Annotated in this window: 13 protein-coding genes, 1 tRNA gene and 1 pseudogene; 5 read left to right on the top strand and 10 right to left on the bottom strand. The window is 72.3% G+C overall.

Annotated elements, in window-relative coordinates; genetic code table 11:
• Positions 1 to 431: 431 nt before the first annotated feature.
• Positions 432 to 1,583, top strand: a complete 1,152-nt coding sequence (locus ACZ4M8_RS04285; protein WP_467603163.1) for a chitinase — start codon at positions 432 to 434, stop codon at positions 1,581 to 1,583.
• Positions 1,584 to 1,594: 11 nt separating this feature from the next.
• On the opposite strand, the gene ACZ4M8_RS04280 is transcribed toward ACZ4M8_RS04285, so the two are convergent.
• Positions 1,595 to 2,497, bottom strand: a complete 903-nt coding sequence (locus ACZ4M8_RS04280; protein ID WP_467603162.1) for a helix-turn-helix domain-containing protein — start codon at positions 2,495 to 2,497, stop codon at positions 1,595 to 1,597.
• 128 nt (positions 2,498 to 2,625) lie between these two features.
• On the opposite strand from ACZ4M8_RS04280, the gene ACZ4M8_RS04275 reads away from it, so the two are divergent.
• The gene (locus tag ACZ4M8_RS04275; RefSeq protein ID WP_467603161.1) at positions 2,626 to 3,276 is read left to right on the top strand and encodes an NAD(P)-dependent oxidoreductase; all 651 of its coding nucleotides are present in this window, start codon (positions 2,626 to 2,628) and stop codon (positions 3,274 to 3,276) included.
• Positions 3,277 to 3,355: 79 nt separating this feature from the next.
• On the opposite strand, the gene ACZ4M8_RS04270 is transcribed toward ACZ4M8_RS04275, so the two are convergent.
• The 4 genes from ACZ4M8_RS04270 to ACZ4M8_RS04255 form a co-directional block, all read right to left on the bottom strand.
• The gene (locus tag ACZ4M8_RS04270; protein ID WP_467603159.1) at positions 3,356 to 4,714 is read right to left on the bottom strand and encodes an alkaline phosphatase; all 1,359 of its coding nucleotides are present in this window, start codon (positions 4,712 to 4,714) and stop codon (positions 3,356 to 3,358) included.
• A 228-nt stretch (positions 4,715 to 4,942) separates the two neighbouring features.
• Positions 4,943 to 5,018, bottom strand: a tRNA-His gene (locus ACZ4M8_RS04265).
• A gap of 109 nt (positions 5,019 to 5,127) precedes the next feature.
• A complete protein-coding gene (orn, locus tag ACZ4M8_RS04260) occupies positions 5,128 to 5,745 on the bottom strand; it encodes an oligoribonuclease (RefSeq protein ID WP_467603158.1) in 618 nt (205 codons plus the stop codon).
• A 5-nt stretch (positions 5,746 to 5,750) separates the two neighbouring features.
• The gene (locus tag ACZ4M8_RS04255) at positions 5,751 to 7,004 is read right to left on the bottom strand and encodes a GlxA family transcriptional regulator (RefSeq protein ID WP_467603157.1); all 1,254 of its coding nucleotides are present in this window, start codon (positions 7,002 to 7,004) and stop codon (positions 5,751 to 5,753) included.
• A gap of 916 nt (positions 7,005 to 7,920) precedes the next feature.
• On the opposite strand from ACZ4M8_RS04255, the gene ACZ4M8_RS04250 reads away from it, so the two are divergent.
• Positions 7,921 to 8,442 (top strand): universal stress protein, encoded by a 522-nt coding sequence (locus ACZ4M8_RS04250; protein WP_467603155.1) that lies wholly within the window; start codon positions 7,921 to 7,923, stop codon positions 8,440 to 8,442.
• Positions 8,443 to 8,926: 484 nt separating this feature from the next.
• On the opposite strand, the gene glmS is transcribed toward ACZ4M8_RS04250, so the two are convergent.
• Both glmS and ACZ4M8_RS04240 read right to left on the bottom strand, forming a co-directional pair.
• Positions 8,927 to 10,756 carry a glutamine--fructose-6-phosphate transaminase (isomerizing) gene (gene glmS / locus ACZ4M8_RS04245; protein WP_467603154.1) on the bottom strand — a complete coding sequence of 610 codons (1,830 nt, stop codon included), beginning with the start codon at positions 10,754 to 10,756 and terminating at the stop codon, positions 8,927 to 8,929.
• A gap of 171 nt (positions 10,757 to 10,927) precedes the next feature.
• Positions 10,928 to 11,227, bottom strand: a complete 300-nt coding sequence (locus ACZ4M8_RS04240; RefSeq protein ID WP_399090711.1) for a hypothetical protein — start codon at positions 11,225 to 11,227, stop codon at positions 10,928 to 10,930.
• 191 nt (positions 11,228 to 11,418) lie between these two features.
• On the opposite strand from ACZ4M8_RS04240, the gene ACZ4M8_RS04235 reads away from it, so the two are divergent.
• Both ACZ4M8_RS04235 and ACZ4M8_RS04230 read left to right on the top strand, forming a co-directional pair.
• Entirely contained in the window at positions 11,419 to 13,017 is a 1,599-nt protein-coding gene (locus ACZ4M8_RS04235; RefSeq protein WP_467603153.1) for a beta-N-acetylhexosaminidase, read from the top strand.
• A gap of 229 nt (positions 13,018 to 13,246) precedes the next feature.
• Positions 13,247 to 14,083: pseudogene (locus ACZ4M8_RS04230) on the top strand (alpha/beta fold hydrolase).
• 45 nt (positions 14,084 to 14,128) lie between these two features.
• Here the strand turns inward: ACZ4M8_RS04230 and ACZ4M8_RS04225 are convergent.
• Genes ACZ4M8_RS04225 through ACZ4M8_RS04215 form a run of 3 tightly spaced genes read right to left on the bottom strand, consistent with a single transcriptional unit; the run spans position 14,129 to position 18,254 of the window.
• Entirely contained in the window at positions 14,129 to 15,286 is a 1,158-nt protein-coding gene (locus tag ACZ4M8_RS04225; protein WP_467603151.1) for an acyl-CoA dehydrogenase family protein, read from the bottom strand.
• A gap of 5 nt (positions 15,287 to 15,291) precedes the next feature.
• The gene (locus ACZ4M8_RS04220; protein ID WP_467603150.1) at positions 15,292 to 16,233 is read right to left on the bottom strand and encodes a hydroxymethylglutaryl-CoA lyase; all 942 of its coding nucleotides are present in this window, start codon (positions 16,231 to 16,233) and stop codon (positions 15,292 to 15,294) included.
• Positions 16,230 to 18,254: an acetyl/propionyl/methylcrotonyl-CoA carboxylase subunit alpha gene (locus ACZ4M8_RS04215; RefSeq protein ID WP_467603148.1), complete on the bottom strand. Its 2,025-nt coding sequence runs from the start codon at positions 18,252 to 18,254 to the stop codon at positions 16,230 to 16,232. Before ACZ4M8_RS04215 ends, ACZ4M8_RS04220 begins: the two co-directional genes overlap by 4 nt.

Raw genomic sequence — 18,254 nt, 5'->3', positions numbered from 1 at the left:
GCCGGGCGTACCAGGTCCGACGTCCTATCCCTGGCCCGACCGGAGGTTCGACGCCCAAGGTCCAACGTCCGATGCCGCACCCGGTCCGATGTCGAGGTCCAACGTCCGATGCCCCTGGTCCGAGCTCCGATGTCCGAGGTCCCACGTCCCGCCCGTACCAGGTCCAACGTCCCACCCCTGCCCAGGCAGGAGATCCGACGCCCGAGACCCAACGTCCCACCCCCGCCCCGCAGCGAGGCCCCGCCCCCCCCGACACCCGACGCCAACCCCCACGCGCCCCCCACCGAACAGGGGCACCCCCGCACCCCGAACAGGGACGCCCTCCGCCCGCCCGCGCACCCGCCCCCGCCCACCAACTCCCGTACCGTTCCCAACGTTTGCCCCATACGGACCGCGCCCCCAGCCCCCGCGACGACAGGCAGGTGTACGCCATGAGCCCTCCGGTCCCTCACCGCCGTACGAGCCGCTCGGCCAAGCTGTTCTCGGCCGGGGTGGCCGTGGCGGCCACCGCCGGCGCCGTGTTCGCCGCCTTCGGCCCCGCGCCCGCCCCGCCGCCGGACCACGCCCCGCGGACCGCCGCGCCCGCCGGCCCCACCCCGCACAAGGCGCCCCACCCACCTGGAACAGCCCACCCACCCGGAACACCCCATCCGACCGCGCCGACCGAGGAGCCCGCCGTCCCCCGGCCGACCGCCGCCTTCTCCCCGTACGTCGACACCTCGCTCGACCCGGCCCCCGACCTCCTGGCCATGAAACGGCGGACCGGCACCGGCCACTTCACCCTCGCCTTCCTCACCTCCGACGGCGGCTGCGAACCGGCCTGGGGCGGCGAGGCAGCCCTGGACGAGGACCCCGTGGCACGCCAGATCGACGGCCTGCGGGCAGCCGGCGGCGACGTCCGTGTCTCGTTCGGCGGCGCCGACGGCTCCGAACTCGGCCTGGTCTGCGACTCGGCCGGCGCCCTCGCCGCCGCCTACGCCAAGGCCGTCGACCACTACCGGCTCACCGCCGTCGACTTCGACATAGAAGGCAGCGCCCTCGGGAACACAGCCGCCAACACCCGCCGCGCCCGCGCCCTCGCCCGCCTCCAGCGCACCCACCCGGACCTGGACATCTCGCTCACCCTGCCGGCGATGCCCGACGGACTCACCGACGACGGTGTCCGCCTCGTCGCCGACGCCCGGCGCCACGGCGTCACCGTCTCCACCGTCAACATCATGGCGATGGACTACGGCCCCTCCTACGACGGCGACATGGGCCGCTACGCCATCGACGCGGCCACCGCGACACGGCGTCAGCTGACGGACGCCCTCGGGCTCGACGAGGCGGAAGCCTGGCGGGCCGTCGCCGTCACCCCGATGATCGGCGTCAACGACGTCCGGACCGAGACCTTCACCCCCGGCGACGCCGCCGAACTCGTCGCCTTCGCCCGCGCCCGCCACCTCGGCGGCCTCTCGATGTGGTCCGCCGCCCGAGACCGGCCCTGCCCCGGCGGACCCCGCCGCTCCGCCTCGCCCACCTGCAGCTCCGTCGACCAGCGGCCGCTGGAGTTCACCCGGACGTTCGCCGCGTACACCGGCTGACGCCCGGCGCCCTACCCGGCGTCCGCCCCGCCCCGTACCGTCTCCCGGAACGCCGTCGGGGTGGTACCGGCGTGCCGCTGGAAGAACTTGGTGAAGTTGGCGGCGTCGGCGAAGCCCAGCCGCCCGGCGATGGCCGCGGCCGAGCCGTCCCCGTGCGCCAGCAGCCGCTTCGCCTCCAGCACCACCCGCCGGTCGATGAACTCCTTCGCCCCGATCCCGGCGCTCGCCTCCGTCGCCCGCGACAGCGTCCGCGGCGCGTACCCGAGCGCCCGCGCGTAGTCCGCCACCCGGCGGCTGACCGCGAAATCCCGCTCCACCGCGTCCCGGAACCGCAGGAACGTCGCCCCCGCCGCGCACTCCGCGTCCGCCGCGGGCACCTCCGGATGCGCCACCCGCACCACCAGCACGGCCAGCAGATGCCGCAGCACGTCCAGATGCGCCGCCCACGGCAGCCCGGCCCGCTCCCCGAACTCCTCGTGCAACTGCCCCAGCGCCGCCCGCGCCCGCCGCGCCGCCGCGCCCTCGGGACGCCGGACGACCGGGCCGTACCAGTCCTCGATCCGCGCCGCGGACGCCGTCGCCGGATCGAGGAACCCGGGCTCGAACAGCACCAGCAGCCCCTCCGCCCGCGACAGGTCCCCGAAGTGCTGCACCTGCCCGGGGCGCGACCACAGCCAGTCGCCGGGGCCGACGGAGTGCTCCGTGAAGTCGACGGTGTGGCGCAGCCGGCCGCGCGTGACGGTCAGCAGATGGTGGAAACCGGGCCGGTGCGGAGTGGCCAGCCGGCAGGCGTCGGCCCGCGCGCACAGCTCGGCGAGGGTCAGCACCTCGACCCCGGACGGCCGCCCGGCAGGCGCGGAGAACGCCACCTCCGGAATCTCCCGCCCGACGGCCGCCTCCCGATCCTGTCGCATTTTCACCACCACACGTCCCATGTCCACCGCGATCCACGCACCTGACGGCTCTAGCGTAGAAGACGTCGGCCTGGCCGATGACGGAAAACGTCCAGCCGCCCAGGATGCGGCAGACCCCAGGAGAGACCATGTCCAAGCTCGCGATCTTCGGCGCCAACGGCACCATCGGCAGCCGTATCGTCCAAGAGGCCCTCCGCCGCGGCCACCAGGTCACCGCGGTCGTCCGCGACCCCGCCAAGCTCACCCTCGACGACCCGAACCTGACCGTCACCACCGGCGACGTCCTCGACCCGGCGTCGGTCGCGAAGGCGGCCGCCGGGCAGTCCGCGGTGATCAGCGCGGTCGGCGGCGGCGACGGCCCCGGCCACATCGCCACCATCCGCCCCGCCGCCGAGTCGCTCGTCGCCGGTCTGCGCACCCTCGGCGACGCGGCCCCGCGGCTGCTGACCGTCGGCGGCGCCGGCTCCCTCCGCAAGCCGGACGGCACCCAGGTCTGGGACGCCGAGGGCCTGCCCGCGTTCCTCCTCCAGATCATGCACGCCCACGGCGACGCGCTGGACTTCTACCGCACCGTCTCCGACATCCGCTGGACCAACCTCAGCCCCGCGGCCCTCATCGAGCCCGGCGAGCGCACCGGCACCTACCGCACCGCCCTGGACGACCTGATCATCGACGCCGACGGCACCAGCCGCATCACCGCCGAGGACTACGCGGTCGCCCTCCTGGACGAGATCGAGCAGCCCCGGCACACCGGCGAGCGCTTCACCGTCGGCTACTGACCACCCGTGCCCGCCGCGCCCGCGCACACGACGGGAGGGGGAGACCGGACGCCCGGTCTCCCCCTCCCGTCTCCGCAGGTCAGCGCAGGTTCATCGCCTCACGCAGCGTGCGGAACAGATCCGTCTGGTTGGTCACGCCCAGCACCCGGTACGCCTTCGGGCCCTGCGCCGCGATCCGCACCTCGGTACCGGTGTGCTCCTGGGACTCGCCCGGCGCGTTGGTCCCGTAGCTGACCTTCAGCTGCTGGCCCTCGTCGGTGACGAGCGTGGAGGTCAGACCGGGCGGCGCCGCGTCCAGCGGAACGATCTGGCTGGCGTGGCCGTGGTCGGCGGTGGTCACCACCAGCGTGTCCGGGTGCTTGGCCGCGTAGTCCCGGGCGACCTTGACGGCACGGTCGAACGCGGCGGTCTCACCGATCTGCCCGCACGGGTCGGCCGCGTGGTCCTGCTTGTCGATCGAGGCGCCCTCGATCTGGAGGAAGAAGCCCTTCTTGGCGTGCTTCTGCTTCGCCTCCAGCAGCTGGATCGCCTTCGTCGCGGAGTCGGCGAGGCTCGGCGTGGTGCCGGGACGGTCCGGGTTGGAGGTCACACAGCGCTGCGGGTCGGTACCGCCCTTGGCCGCCGGCTTGCCCGTCCACTCGGTGGGGACGTTGCCCGGCGCGAAGAGGCCGAGCACCGGCTTGCCCGGCTTGAGCGCCTTCATCGACGCGTCGTCCGTGACGACCTGATAGCCGAGCTTCTGCGCCTGCCCGGTCACCGTCAGACCCTTGTACCGCCCGTCGGTCACCTTCTGGTCGAAGCGCTGCTTGCCGCCGCCGAAGAGCACATCGACCTTGTGGTTGACGGACTGCTCGGCGATCGACCCGGGCCCGCCGTTCGCGGCCGCGTCGGTGGGGCACTTGGCCATGTCCGCCGGACCCTGGCAGGAGCGGTCGGTGACGTGCGAGGCGAGCACCGCGGGGGTCGCGTCGGTGAGTTCAGCGGTGGTGACGGACCCCGTCGCGTACCCGCCCTTCTGCGCCAGCTCCAAAATCGTCGGCACCGCCTTGTCGGTCCCCGGCGTCTTGGAGATCCGCCCGTTCACCGTCTTCTGCCCGGTCGCCCACCCCGAACCGCTCGCCGCCGAGTCGGTCACGTAGTCCGGCGTGCCGTCCTTGTGCACCGCGTACGTGGTGTACGCGCCGGTGAGCGGGAAGCGGTCCATGTTCAGCCGCCCGTTGGCGCCGACCGTGTAGTCGCGGGCGAGCGTGATCTCCGAATCGCCCATCCCGTCACCGATCAGCAGGATGACGTTCTTCGCCTTCCCGCCCTTGATGGCCTGCTGCGCCTGCCCCTTGGTGTCGGAGGCACCGGCGGCGGTCGTGACGGCCACGGCGGCGGTGGTCGCGGCCACCACGGCGGCGGCGATCGTGAGATGACGGCGGACGGGTCTGGGCATGGAACGGCTCCTCGAAATTTCCGCGGGGCGGGTGACGACGAGACGTACACCACCAGCCACCGGTGAAGCGCGGGTGACGCTCCGGCGGTGCTGCGGCATCCGGGACATGACACACGGATGCCGGACCGGTCCGTACGGAAGGAAGCGGAGCCGCGCCCCGCGCGGCACTCCGGCAAAGCGAGAAGCGGCGAGGGCCCGATCCGCTTTCGCGAACCGGGCCCTCGCCGTTGGGGTGAGTAACGGGACTTGAACCCGCGACATCCTGGACCACAACCAGGTGCTCTACCAGCTGAGCTATACCCACCATGACCGGTGCTGTGTGGTTCCTTTTCCCCACCGGCTGAGAAAAAGTGTACAGGGTCCGAAGGGGTGCTCGCTCCCGGCTTTGGCTCTGCCGGGAGCGAGCTACGTCACTACGGCGTGGACGGTGCCACCGGCGGCACCACGTGCTTGGCCGCGAGCGCCTTGGCGGTGTCCGAGTCCGGGCCGGGCTGCGGCACGAAGACCGCCTCCCGGTAGTAGCGCAACTCCGCGATGGATTCACGGATGTCGGCCAGCGCCCGGTGGTTACCGCTCTTGTCCGGACTGTTGAAGTACGCCCGCGGATACCAGCGCCGGGCCAGCTCCTTCACCGACGACACATCGACGATCCGGTAGTGCAGATAGTTCTCCAGCGTCGGCATGTCGCGGTGGAGGAAGCCCCGGTCGGTCCCGACGGAGTTGCCGCACAGCGGCGCCTTGCCGGCCTCCGGCACGTGCTGACGGATGTACGCCAGCACCTGCTCCTGGGCGTCCTCCAGCGTCGTGCCGCCGTCCAGCTCGTCCAGCAGTCCGGAGGCGGTGTGCATCTCGCGCACCACCTCCGGCATGGTGGCCAGCGCCTCGGCGGGCGGGCGGATGACCACATCCACACCGTCGCCGAGTACGTTCAGCTCCGAGTCGGTGACCAGGGCAGCCACCTCGATGAGCGCGTCGTTCGCCAGCGAGAGACCGGTCATCTCGCAGTCGATCCACACCATGCGATCGTTCATACGACTCACCCTACGGGGCGCTCACGCTGGCTGGGCAGCACGGGCCGTCCGGCGCCCCGCCCGACCGGTGGCTCCGGAAGGCGTGCCGCATAGGCGTCCGACTGCGGTTTGCCGGCCTCCGGATCGGCGGTGGCCAGCGCCGCGGCCGGATTGGCCAGCGCCGCGAACCGGTCGCCCATCGGAGCGGCCCGCTCGCCCCGCTCCGTCCGCAGCCCGCCCTCGGGCGCACCGCCCTGCGGCCGCCGGGCCCGGTACGCCGCGCGGTACGCCGCGGGCGAGGCACCCAGTTGCCGCCGGAAGTGGCCGCGCAGCGCGACCGGCGAACGGAAACCGCAGCGCCCCGCGACCTCGTCGACCGAGTAGTCGGAGGTCTCCAGCAGCCGCTGGGCCTGGAGGACCCGCTGCGTGATCAGCCACTGGAGAGGGGCGCTCCCGGTCAGGGAGCGGAACCGCCGGTCGAAGGTGCGACGGCTCATGTAGGCACGGGCCGCCAGCGTCTCCACGTCGAACTGCTCGTGGAGATGCTCCAGCGCCCAGGCGACGACCTCGGCGAGCGGGTCGGCGCCGATCTCTTCTGGTAAAGACCTGTCCAGGTAGCGCTGGTGCCCGAGGTCGGCCGCGGTGCGCCGGGGCGGCACGACCAGCCTGCGGGCCAGTGCGTTCGCCGCGTCCGCGCCGTGGTCGCTGCGCACGATGTGCAGACACAGGTCGATACCGGCCGCGGTCCCCGCCGAGGTGAGCACATCGCCGTCGTCGACGAAGAGTTCACGCGGGTCCACATGGACGGACGGATAACGCTTGGCGAGCGTCGGCGCGTACATCCAGTGGGTGGTGGCCGGGCGGCCGTCGAGCAGTCCGGCCGCGGCGAGGACGAACGCCCCCGTGCACAGCCCGACGATCCGGGCCCCTTCCTCGTGCGCGCGGCGCAGTGCGTCGAGCGCCGCGGGCGGCGGGGCCTGGGTGATGGAGCGCCAGGCCGGTACGACGACCGTCCCGGCTCGGGCGATGGCTTCCAGCCCGTAGGGGGCGGAAAGTTCCAGCCCCCCGGTGGTGCGCAAAGGCGCGTCTTCGCCCGCGCACACAAGCAATCGGTATCGGGGAACGCCCGCGTCCTGGCGGTCGATTCCGAAGACCGAGAGCGGTATGGAGCTCTCGAAAATGGGGCCGCCGCTGAAGAGGAGCACCGCGACTATTTCGCGGCGTCGTCGGGCAGCGAGCTTGCGTGCGGGATCTGGTACGGCAGCGGAGTCCTGGCTCATGGCACTTAAGCCCCCCTCGGTCGTCTCGCCCTCTCGGTACTGCACAGCTCCCCCGCCATAACTACCAAGATCGAATCTACTGTGTCCCGTGAGGATGGCGTGCCAAGTTCACCACCCACTGGTATGTCGATATGGCAACTTGGCGCGAAGCATTCGATCACGAAGCGTTCCACTCCTCGAGCCTCCAGGGAAAGTGCGCGTCTCGGCTCTGCCCGTTCGCAGTAGGGCACAACCATGCCGAGCGGTCCTTTCCGCCCTGCTCACGCCGGGGTTGAGGGGTGTCCGGGGCGGGGTGGTGATCCGGACCTGAAGTTGGCTGAAAACGGTTGTGGAGGGGGTTGTGCGCTCCCTTGATGAGCCCTGCGTACGTGTCGGAACGCCCCTTGCCCCGATGCGCCCCCGCCCGTTTACGTCCCGCTCTGTCCTGATGTGCGGCGGTCGTCACGGCAGTCACAGGGGTTACGGGCGGGGTGCGGTCCCGGCGGGCGTCGCGCCGTGTGGGCCAGGGGCCGCCGCCGGGCGCCGGGCGGTGGCGGAAGGACGGGCTCCGCGTCGCGGGCCGGGGCTCCGGAGGCGGTGCGGATGGCCGGAGAACGTCACACGTGTCCCATGCGGTACGTACGGGGCAGGCCGGGGCATTGCCAACCGGGCCGTGCTCCGGCATGCTCCGGGGAACCGTTCGAGGGGCGCACCCCGCCCCGAGCGGGCGCTCGGTCGCCTCCGCCGTCCCTGGGCAGCGGAGGAGTGGCGCCGTACTCTTGGGGTAAAGCCTTGGGAAGATGATTCCCGGTCGTATCGTTCTTCGTTGAACTAAGACGTCGGCCTCTCGATCGGGCCAGCTCAGTCAACTGCCGGATCAAGTCACACGCCGTCCCCCGTTCACCCTCCGCAAGAGGACGTTCTCGCCGAGACACCAATGGCCGGTCACGAATTTTCCGAACCCGCGCACCGCAAGCAGGTGGCCGACCCGCTGGCCGACCTCCGGGCGGCGGAAGAGGCGCACCATCCCTGTGATCCCGCGTTCCGGCACGGCGTCGTCGTCGGCTTCGACGGATCGATGTCGAGCGAGCGGGCGTTGGCGTATGCAATCGGTATGGTGCGGCGCCTCGGCTCTGGCCTGATCATCGTGCATGTCGCCAACAGACTGCCGACGACCGTCTGGGCGGGATGCGAACCGCCGGTCTTCGTGGACGTCCCCGATCATCGCACCGAGGTGCTGGGCCTGGAGCTGGCCTGCGCCGACCATCTCTCCGAGGTCCCCTGGATCCTCGTCGAGCGCGGCGGGGACATCTGCCACGAACTGGAGGAGGTCGGCCGGGAGTACGAGGCCGACGGGATCGTGGTGGGCTCCACCCACGGCATCGTGGGGCGGATCTTCGGCTCCGTCGCCGGCCGGCTGGCGCGTCGCGCGCAGCGTCCGGTCATCGTCATCCCCTGAGCCCGGTCCGCCGAATTTTCCGGTTCCAGGTGTCCGGGGCCGCAGTGCGGTCCGTCCCGTCCGGCTTTCCCCGCGGCCTCCGTGTCGCTCTCCGGGGCCTTACGGCGCCCGGGGTGTGAGGTGTCGCCCCCGGGGGCCGTCCCGTTCTCCCTGTGCCCGTGCGTGTCCGTGTGCGGCCTTTCGGGGCCCGTCCGGATCTCCCCGGAGTGTGCACACTTGCGGCCAAGACATGGGGATTGCGGGCAGTCGTGAGATCAACTGCCGTACCGAGGTGGATTGTGACGGTGTGACGGGTAGATACCGGTCGGGCTCGACGGTCCGTCCGGGGAGGTTCCGGGCGGGTCGGGAGCGTGCCGCCGACCGGGAGATGACGGTTACCGGCGCGGCGGCATCCGCCGGCGTATGGGCGACGCCGGCAGCAGGGGAGGCGGCGGCTCCGTGCGGCGTGGTGGCACGCACGGAGCCGTCGGCCGCTTTTCGCGGACTACTCCACGGTCACGGACTTGGCGAGGTTGCGCGGCTTGTCGATGTCGCGGCCGAGTGCCAGCGCCGTGTGGTGGGCGAGGAGCTGGAGCGGGATGCCCATCAGGATCGGGTCCAGCTCCGGCTCGTTCTTCGGCACGACGATGGTGTGGTCGGCCTTCTCCTGCTCCTGGTGGGCGACGGCGAGGATGCGGCCGCTGCGGGCCTTGATCTCCTCCAGCGCGGCGCGGTTCTTCTCCAGCAGCTCGTCGTCGGGCACGATCGCGACCGTCGGCATCGCCGGCTCGATGAGCGCCAGCGGGCCGTGCTTCAGCTCCGACGCCGGGTACGCCTCGGCGTGGATGTACGAGACCTCCTTGAGCTTCAGGGACGCCTCGCGGGCCACCGGGTAGCCGCGCACCCGGCCGATGAACATCATCGACCTGGCGTCGGCGTAGAGCGCCGAGAGCTTCTTGATGTCGTCCTCGCCCTTGAGGATCTCGTCGATCTGGCCGGGCAGCTTGCGCAGGCCCTCGATGATCCGCTTGCCGTCCGCGACGGACAGGTCGCGGATGCGGCCGAGGTGCAGGGCGAGCAGGGCGAAGGAGACCACCATGTTGGTGAAGCACTTGGTGGAGACCACGCAGACCTCGGGGCCCGCGTGGACGTAGATGCCGCCGTCGGTCTCCCGGGCGATCGCCGAGCCGACCACGTTGACCAGGCCCAGCACGCGGGCGCCCTTGCGCTTGAGCTCCTGGACGGCGGCGAGCACGTCGTAGGTCTCGCCGGACTGGGAGACGGCGACGTAGAGGGTGTCGGGGTCGACGACCGGGTTGCGGTAGCGGAACTCGGAGGCCGGTTCGGCGTCCGAGGGGATGCGGGCCAGCTCCTCGATCATCTGGGCGCCGATCTGACCGGCGTGGTACGAGGTGCCGCAGCCGAGGATCTTCACCCGGCGCACCGCGCGCGCCTCGCGGGCGTCGAGGTTGAGGCCGCCGAGGTGGACGGTGGCGAAGCGGTCGTCGATCCGGCCGCGCAGCGCCCGGTCCACCGCCTCGGCCTGCTCGGAGATCTCCTTGTGCATGTACGTCTCGTGGCCGCCCAGGTCGTAGGACTCGGCCGCGTACTCGACGGTCTCGGGCGTCGCCGTCGTGCGGGAGCCCTCGGTGGTGTAGGTGCGGTAGTCGTCGGCCTTGAGGGTGGCCATCTCGCCGTCGTCGAGGGTGACGACCTGGCGGGTGTGGGAGACGAGCGCGGCGACGTCGGAGGAGACGAACATCTCGTGCTCGCCGATGCCGAGGACGACCGGGGAGCCGTTGCGGGCGACGACGATGCGGTCGGGGAAGGCGGCGTGCAGGACGGCGATGCCGTAGGTGCCCTCGATGTGGCGCAGCGCCTCGCGGACCTTCTCCTCCAGCGTCTCGGCGGTGGAGCGGCCGATGAGGTGGGCGAGGACCTCGGTGTCGGTCTCGGAGGCGAACTCCACGCCGTCGGCGGTCAGCCGGGTCCGCAGCTCGGAGGCGTTGTCGATGATGCCGTTGTGGACGACGGCGACCTCGCCGGTGGCGTCGAGGTGCGGGTGGGCGTTCTCGTCGGTCGGTGCGCCGTGGGTGGCCCAGCGGGTGTGGGCGATGCCCGCGGTGCCCTGGAACCGCTTGGGCAGCCGGGCCTCCAGGTCCCGGACGCGGCCCTTGGCGCGGGCGGTCTTCAGACCGCCGGCGGACTTGCCGGACGCCTTGGCGTGCAGGGCGATGCCCGCCGAGTCGTAGCCGCGGTACTCCAGGCGCTGCAACCCCTCCAGGAGCAGCGGCGCGACATCGCGCTTACCGATGTATCCGACGATTCCGCACATGGGGTGAGCCTCCTGGGTGATGTGGTGGCGGGCCGCGCGGCGCGCGAGGGGACGCGCTGCCGGTGCGCGGCGGCCGCGCGGGTGATGACGTAAGAACGGATGGAACGGAAGAAACCGGAAGAAAGGGGTGTGGGGATGGCGGATGGGCCGGTGCGGGAGACCGCGGTGCGGTCAGCCGTAGACCATGCGGCGGAGCTGGCGGGCCGTGAGATCCGGTGGTGTCACGGCGCGGTGCGGCAGTTCCTGCCGGATGCGCTCGAAGATCGCGTCGTTGCGCAACCCCTGGTGCTGGAGCTCGCGGTGGCGGCGGCGGACGAACGCCTCCGTCGTCTCGTCGAAGTACGCGAGCACGTCCAGCACCACCCGGGTGGCCTCACCGCGCTGCAGCGGTGTGCTGCGCGTCAGGTGGTCCACCAGGTCGTCGTGGAGGGCGGGGCGGGTGTCCGCGCCGCGGGCGGGGGGTTCGAGCACGGATCGATACTGCGGGGGAGCGGGGCGTTTCGCAAGAATCCTGCCCGATATCGGGCAAGAACGTGGCGCGGCGGTCGAGAACGGAGCCATGCCTTGACCCGGAAGGGGGTGCGCGGTACGCATGGTGACCGTTCGGTCGCTCCATGCCATGTTCGACATGCCATGCACGATGCTCGCCGAAGGGATCGTCGATGAGACGACGCAGACTCCTGAGTTCCCTGCTGCTGGTGACGGCCGCCGGGATGTCCACCGCCGCGGCGCCGCCGACGGCCGCCGCGGCACCGGCCGCCACCCCGCTCGACCAGGTCATCCCCGCCCCCGCCGCGGTCCATCCGGGCGGGGGCGCCTACACGCTCGGCGACCGGACCGCGATCCGGGTGACCGGCGGCGGCGCCGAGGCCCGGCAGGTCGCCGGGTACCTCGCCGGGGTGCTCCGCCCCGCCACCGGCTTCGCGCTGCCCGTCACCACCCGCTCCGGATCGGACGGCATCGTCCTGAAGCTCGGCGGGCGCGACACCGCGGAACTCGGCGCCGAGGGGTACCGGCTGGAGTCCGGGCCCCGTGCCGTCACCGTCCGCGCGGCCCGTCCGGCCGGGCTCTTCCACGGCGTCCAGACGCTGCGTCAGCTGCTGCCGCCGGCCGTCGAGCGCCGCACCGAGCAGCCCGGCGCCTGGCGGGTCGCCGGCGGCACGATCACCGACACCCCGCGCTACGGCTACCGCGCCGGGATGCTCGACGTCTCCCGGCACTTCTTCGGCGTCGAGAAGGTCAAGCGGTACATCGACCAGCTCGCCCTCTACAAGATCAACACTCTCCATCTGCACCTCTCCGACGACCAGGGCTGGCGGATCGCGATCGACTCCTGGCCCAAGCTCACCTCGCACGGCGGCAGCACCCAGGTCGGCGGCGGACGCGGCGGTTTCTACACCAAGGCGGACTACCGCGAGATCGTGCGGTACGCCGCGAGCCGCTATCTGACGGTCGTCCCGGAGATCGACATGCCGGGCCACACCAACGCCGCGCTCTCCTCGTACGCCGAGCTGAACTGCGACGGGAAGGCGCCGCCGCTCTACACCGGCACCGACGTGGGCTTCAGCTCGCTGTGCGTGCCGAAGAAGGTGACGTACGACTTCGTCGACGACGTCATCCGGGAACTGGCCGCGATGACGCCGGGCCGCTATCTCCACATCGGCGGCGACGAGGCGCACTCCACCAGCCACGACGACTACGTCACCTTCATGGACAAGGTGCAGCCGGTCGTCGCGAAGTACGGCAAGACGGCCATCGGCTGGCACCAGCTGACCGGCGCGCACCCGGCGAAGGGCGCCATCGCGCAGTACTGGGGCTACGACGCGACCTCCGCCGCCGAACGGCAGCAGGTCGCCGACGCGGCGGCGCACGGCACCCGCGTGATCGTCTCGCCCGCCGACCGCTCGTACCTCGACATGAAGTACGACAAGAACACGCCGCTGGGGCTGGCCTGGGCCGGTTACGTCAGCGTGCAGCGCTCCTACGACTGGGACCCGGCCACGTATCTGCCGGGTGTCCCCCGGAAGGGGGTGCTGGGTGTGGAGGCGCCGCTGTGGGCGGAGACGCTGTCGACCTCCGCGCATCTGGAGTACATGGCCTTCCCCCGGCTGCCCGGCATCGCCGAACTGGGCTGGTCCCCGGCGTCGAGCCACAACTGGGACCGGTACAAGGCCCGGCTCGCCGCCCAGGGTCCGCGCTGGGACGCGATGGGCATCGGCTACTACCGGTCGCCGGAGGTGCCGTGGCCTGCCCGGTCGTGAGGTGACGGGCGGTCCGCGGGCCGGGGTGTGAGGTGACGGGCGGGCCGGTGCGGTCCGCCCGTCACCGTTCGTGGGGGCCGTGGGGCGGGTGTGACACAGACGGGCGGATGTGACCGACGGTAATGTCTTGACTGCGGGATACGGCCAGGTCAGGATCCCGAACGCCGGTCGGCAATGCCGAACCGGCCCCGTTCCCCGCACCGACCCTTCGCAGAAATCCGGGACTCTCATGCGTCTGCGTCACCCCGCCGTCAGGTCACTGCTGACCTGCGCGGCCACTCTCGCCCTCGGCGTGCTGGGCCTCGCCGCGCCCACGCCGGCCGTCGCCTCGCCGCTCGACATCCCGCCCCGGGGCGCCAACGACTGGTCCTGCAAGCCGGATCCGGCGCATCCGCAGCCGGTCGTCCTGGTCAACGGCACCTTCAAGCTCATGGCCGAGAACTAGTCCGCGCTCTCCCCGAAGCTCAAGGCCGCCGGGTACTGCGTCTTCGCGTTCAACTACGGCCACCTGGAGACCGACAGGGTCGAGAAGTCCGCCGCCGAGCTGAAGGACTTCGTCGAGGCGGTACGCGGCGCCACCGGCGCGCGCAAGGTCGACCTCGTCGGCCACAGCCAGGGCGGCATGATGCCCCGCTACTACGTGAAGTTCCTCGGCGGCGCCGCGGTCGTCGACGACCTCGTCGGCATCGTCCCGTCCAACCACGGCACGGCCAACCCGCTGGCCCGGCCGCTCGGCGTGCTGTTCTGCCCCGCCTGCACCGACCAGACGGCCGGCTCGGCGCTGCTGCGGAAGCTGAACGCCGGCACCGAGACGCCGGCCGGGCCCCACTACACCGTCGTCACCACCCGGCACGACGAGGTCGTGGTGCCGTACACCAGCGCGCTGCTGACGGGGCCGGAGAAGGACGTCACTAACGTCGTCCTCCAGGACCGCTGCCCGCTCGATCCGTTCCTGCACGACCAGGCGACCAAGGACCCCGTCGTCGCGCAGTGGGTGCTGAACGCGCTCGGGCGGCGCGGGCCCGCCGATCCCGGGTTCCGGCCGGTCTGCGTCGGCGGGAGCTGACGGGCCCGGGGGCGGCCGCGCGTGCCGCCGCCCCCGGTGCGGCCGTCAGCCGACGCCCAGCTCCCGGGCGATCAGCATCCGCTGGACCTCGCTGGTGCCCTCGCCGATCTCCAGAATCTTGGAGTCCCGCCACATCCGGGCGACCGGGTACTCGTTCATGAAGCCGTAGCCGCCGTGGATCTGGGTGGCCTCACGGGCGTTGGTGACCGCGATCTCCGACGAGTACAGCTTCGCCAGCGCCGCCTCCTTCTTGAACCGCTCGCCGTGCACCATCCGGGAGGCGGCGTCCCGCCACGCCAGCCGGGCGGTGTACGCCCGCATCTCCATGTCGGCGAGCTTGAACTGGATCGCCTGGTTGCTGCCGATCGGTTTGCCGAACGCGTGCCGCTCATGGGCGTACTTCACCGACTCGTCGACGCAGCCCTGGGCGAGACCGGTGGCGAGCGCCGCGATGGCGATGCGGCCCTCGTCGAGGATGCGGAGGAACTGCGCGTAGCCGCGGCCCTCCTCGCCGACGAGGTTGGCGAGCGGCACCCGGACGTCGGTGAAGGAGAGTTCGCGGGTGTCCGAGGCGTTCCAGCCGACCTTGGAGTACGGGGCGGCGACGGTGAAGCCGGGGGTGCCCGACGGGACGATGATCGCGGAGATCTCCGGGCGGCCGTCGGGCTTGCGGCCGGTGACGGCGGTGACGGTGACCAGCCCGGTGATGTCCGTACCGGAGTTGGTGATGAAGCACTTGGAGCCGTTGATCACCCAGGAGTCGCCGTCGCGGACCGCGGTGGTGCGGGTGCCGCCCGCGTCGGAGCCGCCGTCCGGCTCGGTCAGGCCGAACGCGCCGAGCATCTCGCCGGTGCACAGCTTCGGCAGCCACTGCCGCTTCTGCTCCTCCGTACCGAAGAGGTACAGCGGCATCGCGCCCAGCGACACCCCCGCCTCCAGGGTGATCGCCACCGAGGAGTCGACCCGCGCCAGCTCCTCCAGCGCGATGCCGAGCGCGAGGTAGTCGCCGCCCATCCCGCCGTACTCCTCGGGGAACGGCAGCCCGAACAGGCCCATCCGGCCCATCTCGCGGACTATCGGGTACGGGAAGGCGTGCTGCTCGTAGAACTCGCCGATCTGCGGAGCGACGACGTCGTGCGCGAACGCCTCGACCGTGCGCCGGAGTTCTTCCAGCTCCTCGGGGAGGCGGTGGTCCAGGGACATGGGTGTCACTCCTTGTGGGAGAGGGCGCGGACGGTACGGGACGGGCTCGGCCGTCCGAGGGCCTCGGCCATCCACACGCTGGTGGCGGTGAGGGCGGTGAGGTCGACACCGGTGTCGATGCCGAGGCCGTGCAGCATCCACACGAGGTCCTCGGTGGCGAGGTTGCCGGTGGCGGACTTGGCGTACGGGCAGCCGCCGAGGCCGCCCGCGGAGGCGTCGACGGTGGTGACGCCGTGCTCCAGCGAGGCCAGGGTGTTGGCCAGCGCCTGTCCGTAGGTGTCGTGGAAGTGCACGCCGATCCGGCCGGTCGCCACGTCCGCGCCGTTCAGCGCGGTCAGCAGCGCCCGGACGTGGCCGGGGGTGGCGACGCCGATGGTGTCGCCGAGGCTCAGCTCGTCGCACCCCATGTCGAGCAGCGCCCGGCAGACCCGCACCACCTGCTCGATCGCCACCGGGCCCTCCCAGGGGTCGCCGAAGCACATCGACAGATAGCCGCGGACGCGGACCCCGGCCTCCTTCGACCGCGCGACGACCGGCGCGAACATCGCCAGCGCCTCGTCGACGGTGCGGTTGAGGTTGGCCTTGGCGAACGATTCGGTGGCGCTGGCGAAGACCGCGACCGACCGCGCCCCGAGGGCGAGCGCCCGGTCCAGCCCGCGGTCGTTGGGGACCAGTACCGGCAGCGCCGCCGCGTCCAGATCCCCGAGCCGGCCGAACAGCTCCTCGGCGTCGGCGAGTTGGGGCACCCAGCGGGGGTGGACGAAGCTGGTCGCCTCGACGACGGGCAGTCCGGCGGCGGCCAGCCGGTGCACGAATTCCGCCTTGACCTCGGTCGGGACGACCGTCTTCTCGTTCTGGAGGCCGTCGCGGGCGCCGACCTCGTGGATGCGCACGCGCGCGGGCAGCCCCCGCGCGGGCACCGTCATGGGAAGTCCGGAAGCCGTCATCGCGTCTGCTCCTCCTCGCCGTCGGCCGCGGGCTCGTGCGGATCGACGGGCTCGTGCGGATCGACCACGGCCAGCACCTGGTCCATGGCGACGGTCGCGCCGGGTGTGACGTCCAGCGCGGTGACGACGCCGGCGTGCGGGGCGGCGATGACGTGTTCCATCTTCATCGCCTCCACCACCAGCAGCCCCTGGCCCGCCCGGACCTCCTCGCCGACGGCGACCTTGACGACGGTGACGGTGCCGGGCATCGGCGCGGTCAGCGCGTCGGCGCCGTGCCCGCCGGCCGCGCCGAGCAGCGCCGCCGCCACCGGGTCGTGGTCGGCGACGTGCCAGGAGTCGCCGTCGCGGCCCAGCCAGTCGCCGGCGCGGTGGAAGGTGTGGACCACGCCGTCGACGGTGACCCGTACGGTGTCCGCCGTCACCTCGGCGCCGTTGGTGCCGGGCGGTACCTCCCGCACGACGGGCTCGTGTCCGGGCAGCTTGAGCCAGTGCCGCACGGGGGCCGCCGGGCCGCCCGTCCGGAAGCCGTCCGGTACGCCGAACGGGTCACGCCAGCCGCCCGCGTCGACTGCTGGCTCCAGCGCCGCCTGCCGGACCGCCGCGGCCGCCGCGTACACCTCGTCCGGCACCCCGTCCGGCAGCAGCGCGGCCGCCTCCCGTTCCACCAGACCGGTGTCCAGCTCGCCGCTCACCACGTCCGGGTGGGCCAGCAGGCGGCGCAGGAACCCGGCGTTGGTGGTGACGCCGAGGGTGACGGTGTCCGCGAGCGCGGCCCGCAGGGTGCGCAGCGCCGCCGCCCGGTCCGGGCCGTACGCGATGACCTTGGAGAGCATCGGGTCGTACCGGCTGCCGACCTCCGCGTCCTGGGAAAGGCCGGAGTCGGTGCGGACCGTGGCGCCCTGCGGCTCGCGCAGCAGGTGGACGGTGCCGCCGGTGGGCAGGAAGTCGCGGGCCGGGTCCTCGGCGCAGATCCGCGCCTCGACGGCGTGCCCGGCGAAGCCGATGTCCTCCTGGGCGAAGGGCAGCGCCTCGCCCGCGGCGATGCGCAGCTGCCATTCGACGAGGTCGAGGCCGCGCTCCCCGGCGACGGTCACGGCCAGCTCGGTGACCGGGTGCTCGACCTGGAGGCGGGTGTTCATCTCCATGAAGTAGTGGGCCGAGGGGTCCTTGCCGGGGACGATGAACTCGACGGTCCCGGCGCCGCGGTAGCCGCAGGAGCGGGCCGCGCGGACCGCCGCCTCGCCCATCGCGGTGCGCGTCGCCTCGTCCAGCAGCACCGACGGCGCCTCCTCGATCACCTTCTGGTGGCGCCGCTGGAGGGAGCACTCGCGCTCGCCGAGGTGGACGACGTTGCCGTGGCCGTCGGCGAGGACCTGGATCTCGATGTGCCGGGGCCGGTCGATCCACCGCTCGACGAGCAGCGTGTCGTCCCCGAAGGAGCCGCGGGCCTCGCGGCGGGCGGCGGCGATCTCCTCGCCGAGCAGCGCCTCGTCCCGCACCAGCCGCATGCCCTTGCCGCCGCCGCCCGCCGACGGCTTGAGCAGCACGGGCACACCGATCTCGCGGGCGGCGGCGGCCAGTTCGGCGTCGCTCAGTCCGCTGCCGGAGGAGCCGGGGACGACCGGCACACCGGCCGCGCGGACCGTCTCCTTGGCGCGGATCTTGTCGCCCATCAGCTCGATGGCGGCGGCGGGCGGGCCGAGGAAGACCAGCCCGGCATCGGCGCAGGCGGCGGCGAACGCGGCGTTCTCGGCGAGGAAGCCGTAGCCGGGGTGGACGGCCTGCGCGCCGGTGCGGGCCGCCGCGTCCAGCAGCCGTTCGGCGGAGAGATAGCTCTCGGCGGCGGGCGCGGGTCCGAGCCGGACGGCGGTGTCGGCCTCCCGTACGTGCCGGGCACCGGCGTCCGCGTCGCTGAAGACGGCGACGGAACGGATGCCGAGGGCGCGCAGCGTACGGATGACGCGGACCGCGATCTCGCCGCGGTTGGCGACCAGCACGGTGTCGAACATGGTGGTGGGCAT

It is taken from the genome of Streptomyces sp. NPDC027185, from assembly GCF_055567035.1.
This window is presented reverse-complemented; position numbering and strand designations above follow the sequence as displayed.

Bases quoted from the DNA above. Each gene is read 5' to 3' on its own strand.
- ACZ4M8_RS04255 (WP_467603157.1), bottom strand. From the start codon at position 7,004: ATGAGCCAGGACTCCGCTGCCGTACCAGATCCCGCACGCAAGCTCGCT.
- ACZ4M8_RS04235 (WP_467603153.1), top strand. From the start codon at position 11,419: ATGAGACGACGCAGACTCCTGAGTTCCCTGCTGCTGGTGACGGCCGCC.
- ACZ4M8_RS04220 (WP_467603150.1), bottom strand. From the start codon at position 16,233: ATGACGGCTTCCGGACTTCCCATGACGGTGCCCGCGCGGGGGCTGCCC.
- ACZ4M8_RS04250 (WP_467603155.1), top strand. From the start codon at position 7,921: ATGGCCGGTCACGAATTTTCCGAACCCGCGCACCGCAAGCAGGTGGCC.
- ACZ4M8_RS04225 (WP_467603151.1), bottom strand. From the start codon at position 15,286: ATGTCCCTGGACCACCGCCTCCCCGAGGAGCTGGAAGAACTCCGGCGC.
- orn (WP_467603158.1), bottom strand. From the start codon at position 5,745: ATGAACGATCGCATGGTGTGGATCGACTGCGAGATGACCGGTCTCTCG.
- ACZ4M8_RS04270 (WP_467603159.1), bottom strand. From the start codon at position 4,714: ATGCCCAGACCCGTCCGCCGTCATCTCACGATCGCCGCCGCCGTGGTG.
- ACZ4M8_RS04285 (WP_467603163.1), top strand. From the start codon at position 432: ATGAGCCCTCCGGTCCCTCACCGCCGTACGAGCCGCTCGGCCAAGCTG.
- ACZ4M8_RS04215 (WP_467603148.1), bottom strand. From the start codon at position 18,254: ATGCCCACCACCATGTTCGACACCGTGCTGGTCGCCAACCGCGGCGAG.
- ACZ4M8_RS04280 (WP_467603162.1), bottom strand. From the start codon at position 2,497: ATGCGACAGGATCGGGAGGCGGCCGTCGGGCGGGAGATTCCGGAGGTG.
- glmS (WP_467603154.1), bottom strand. From the start codon at position 10,756: ATGTGCGGAATCGTCGGATACATCGGTAAGCGCGATGTCGCGCCGCTG.
- ACZ4M8_RS04275 (WP_467603161.1), top strand. From the start codon at position 2,626: ATGTCCAAGCTCGCGATCTTCGGCGCCAACGGCACCATCGGCAGCCGT.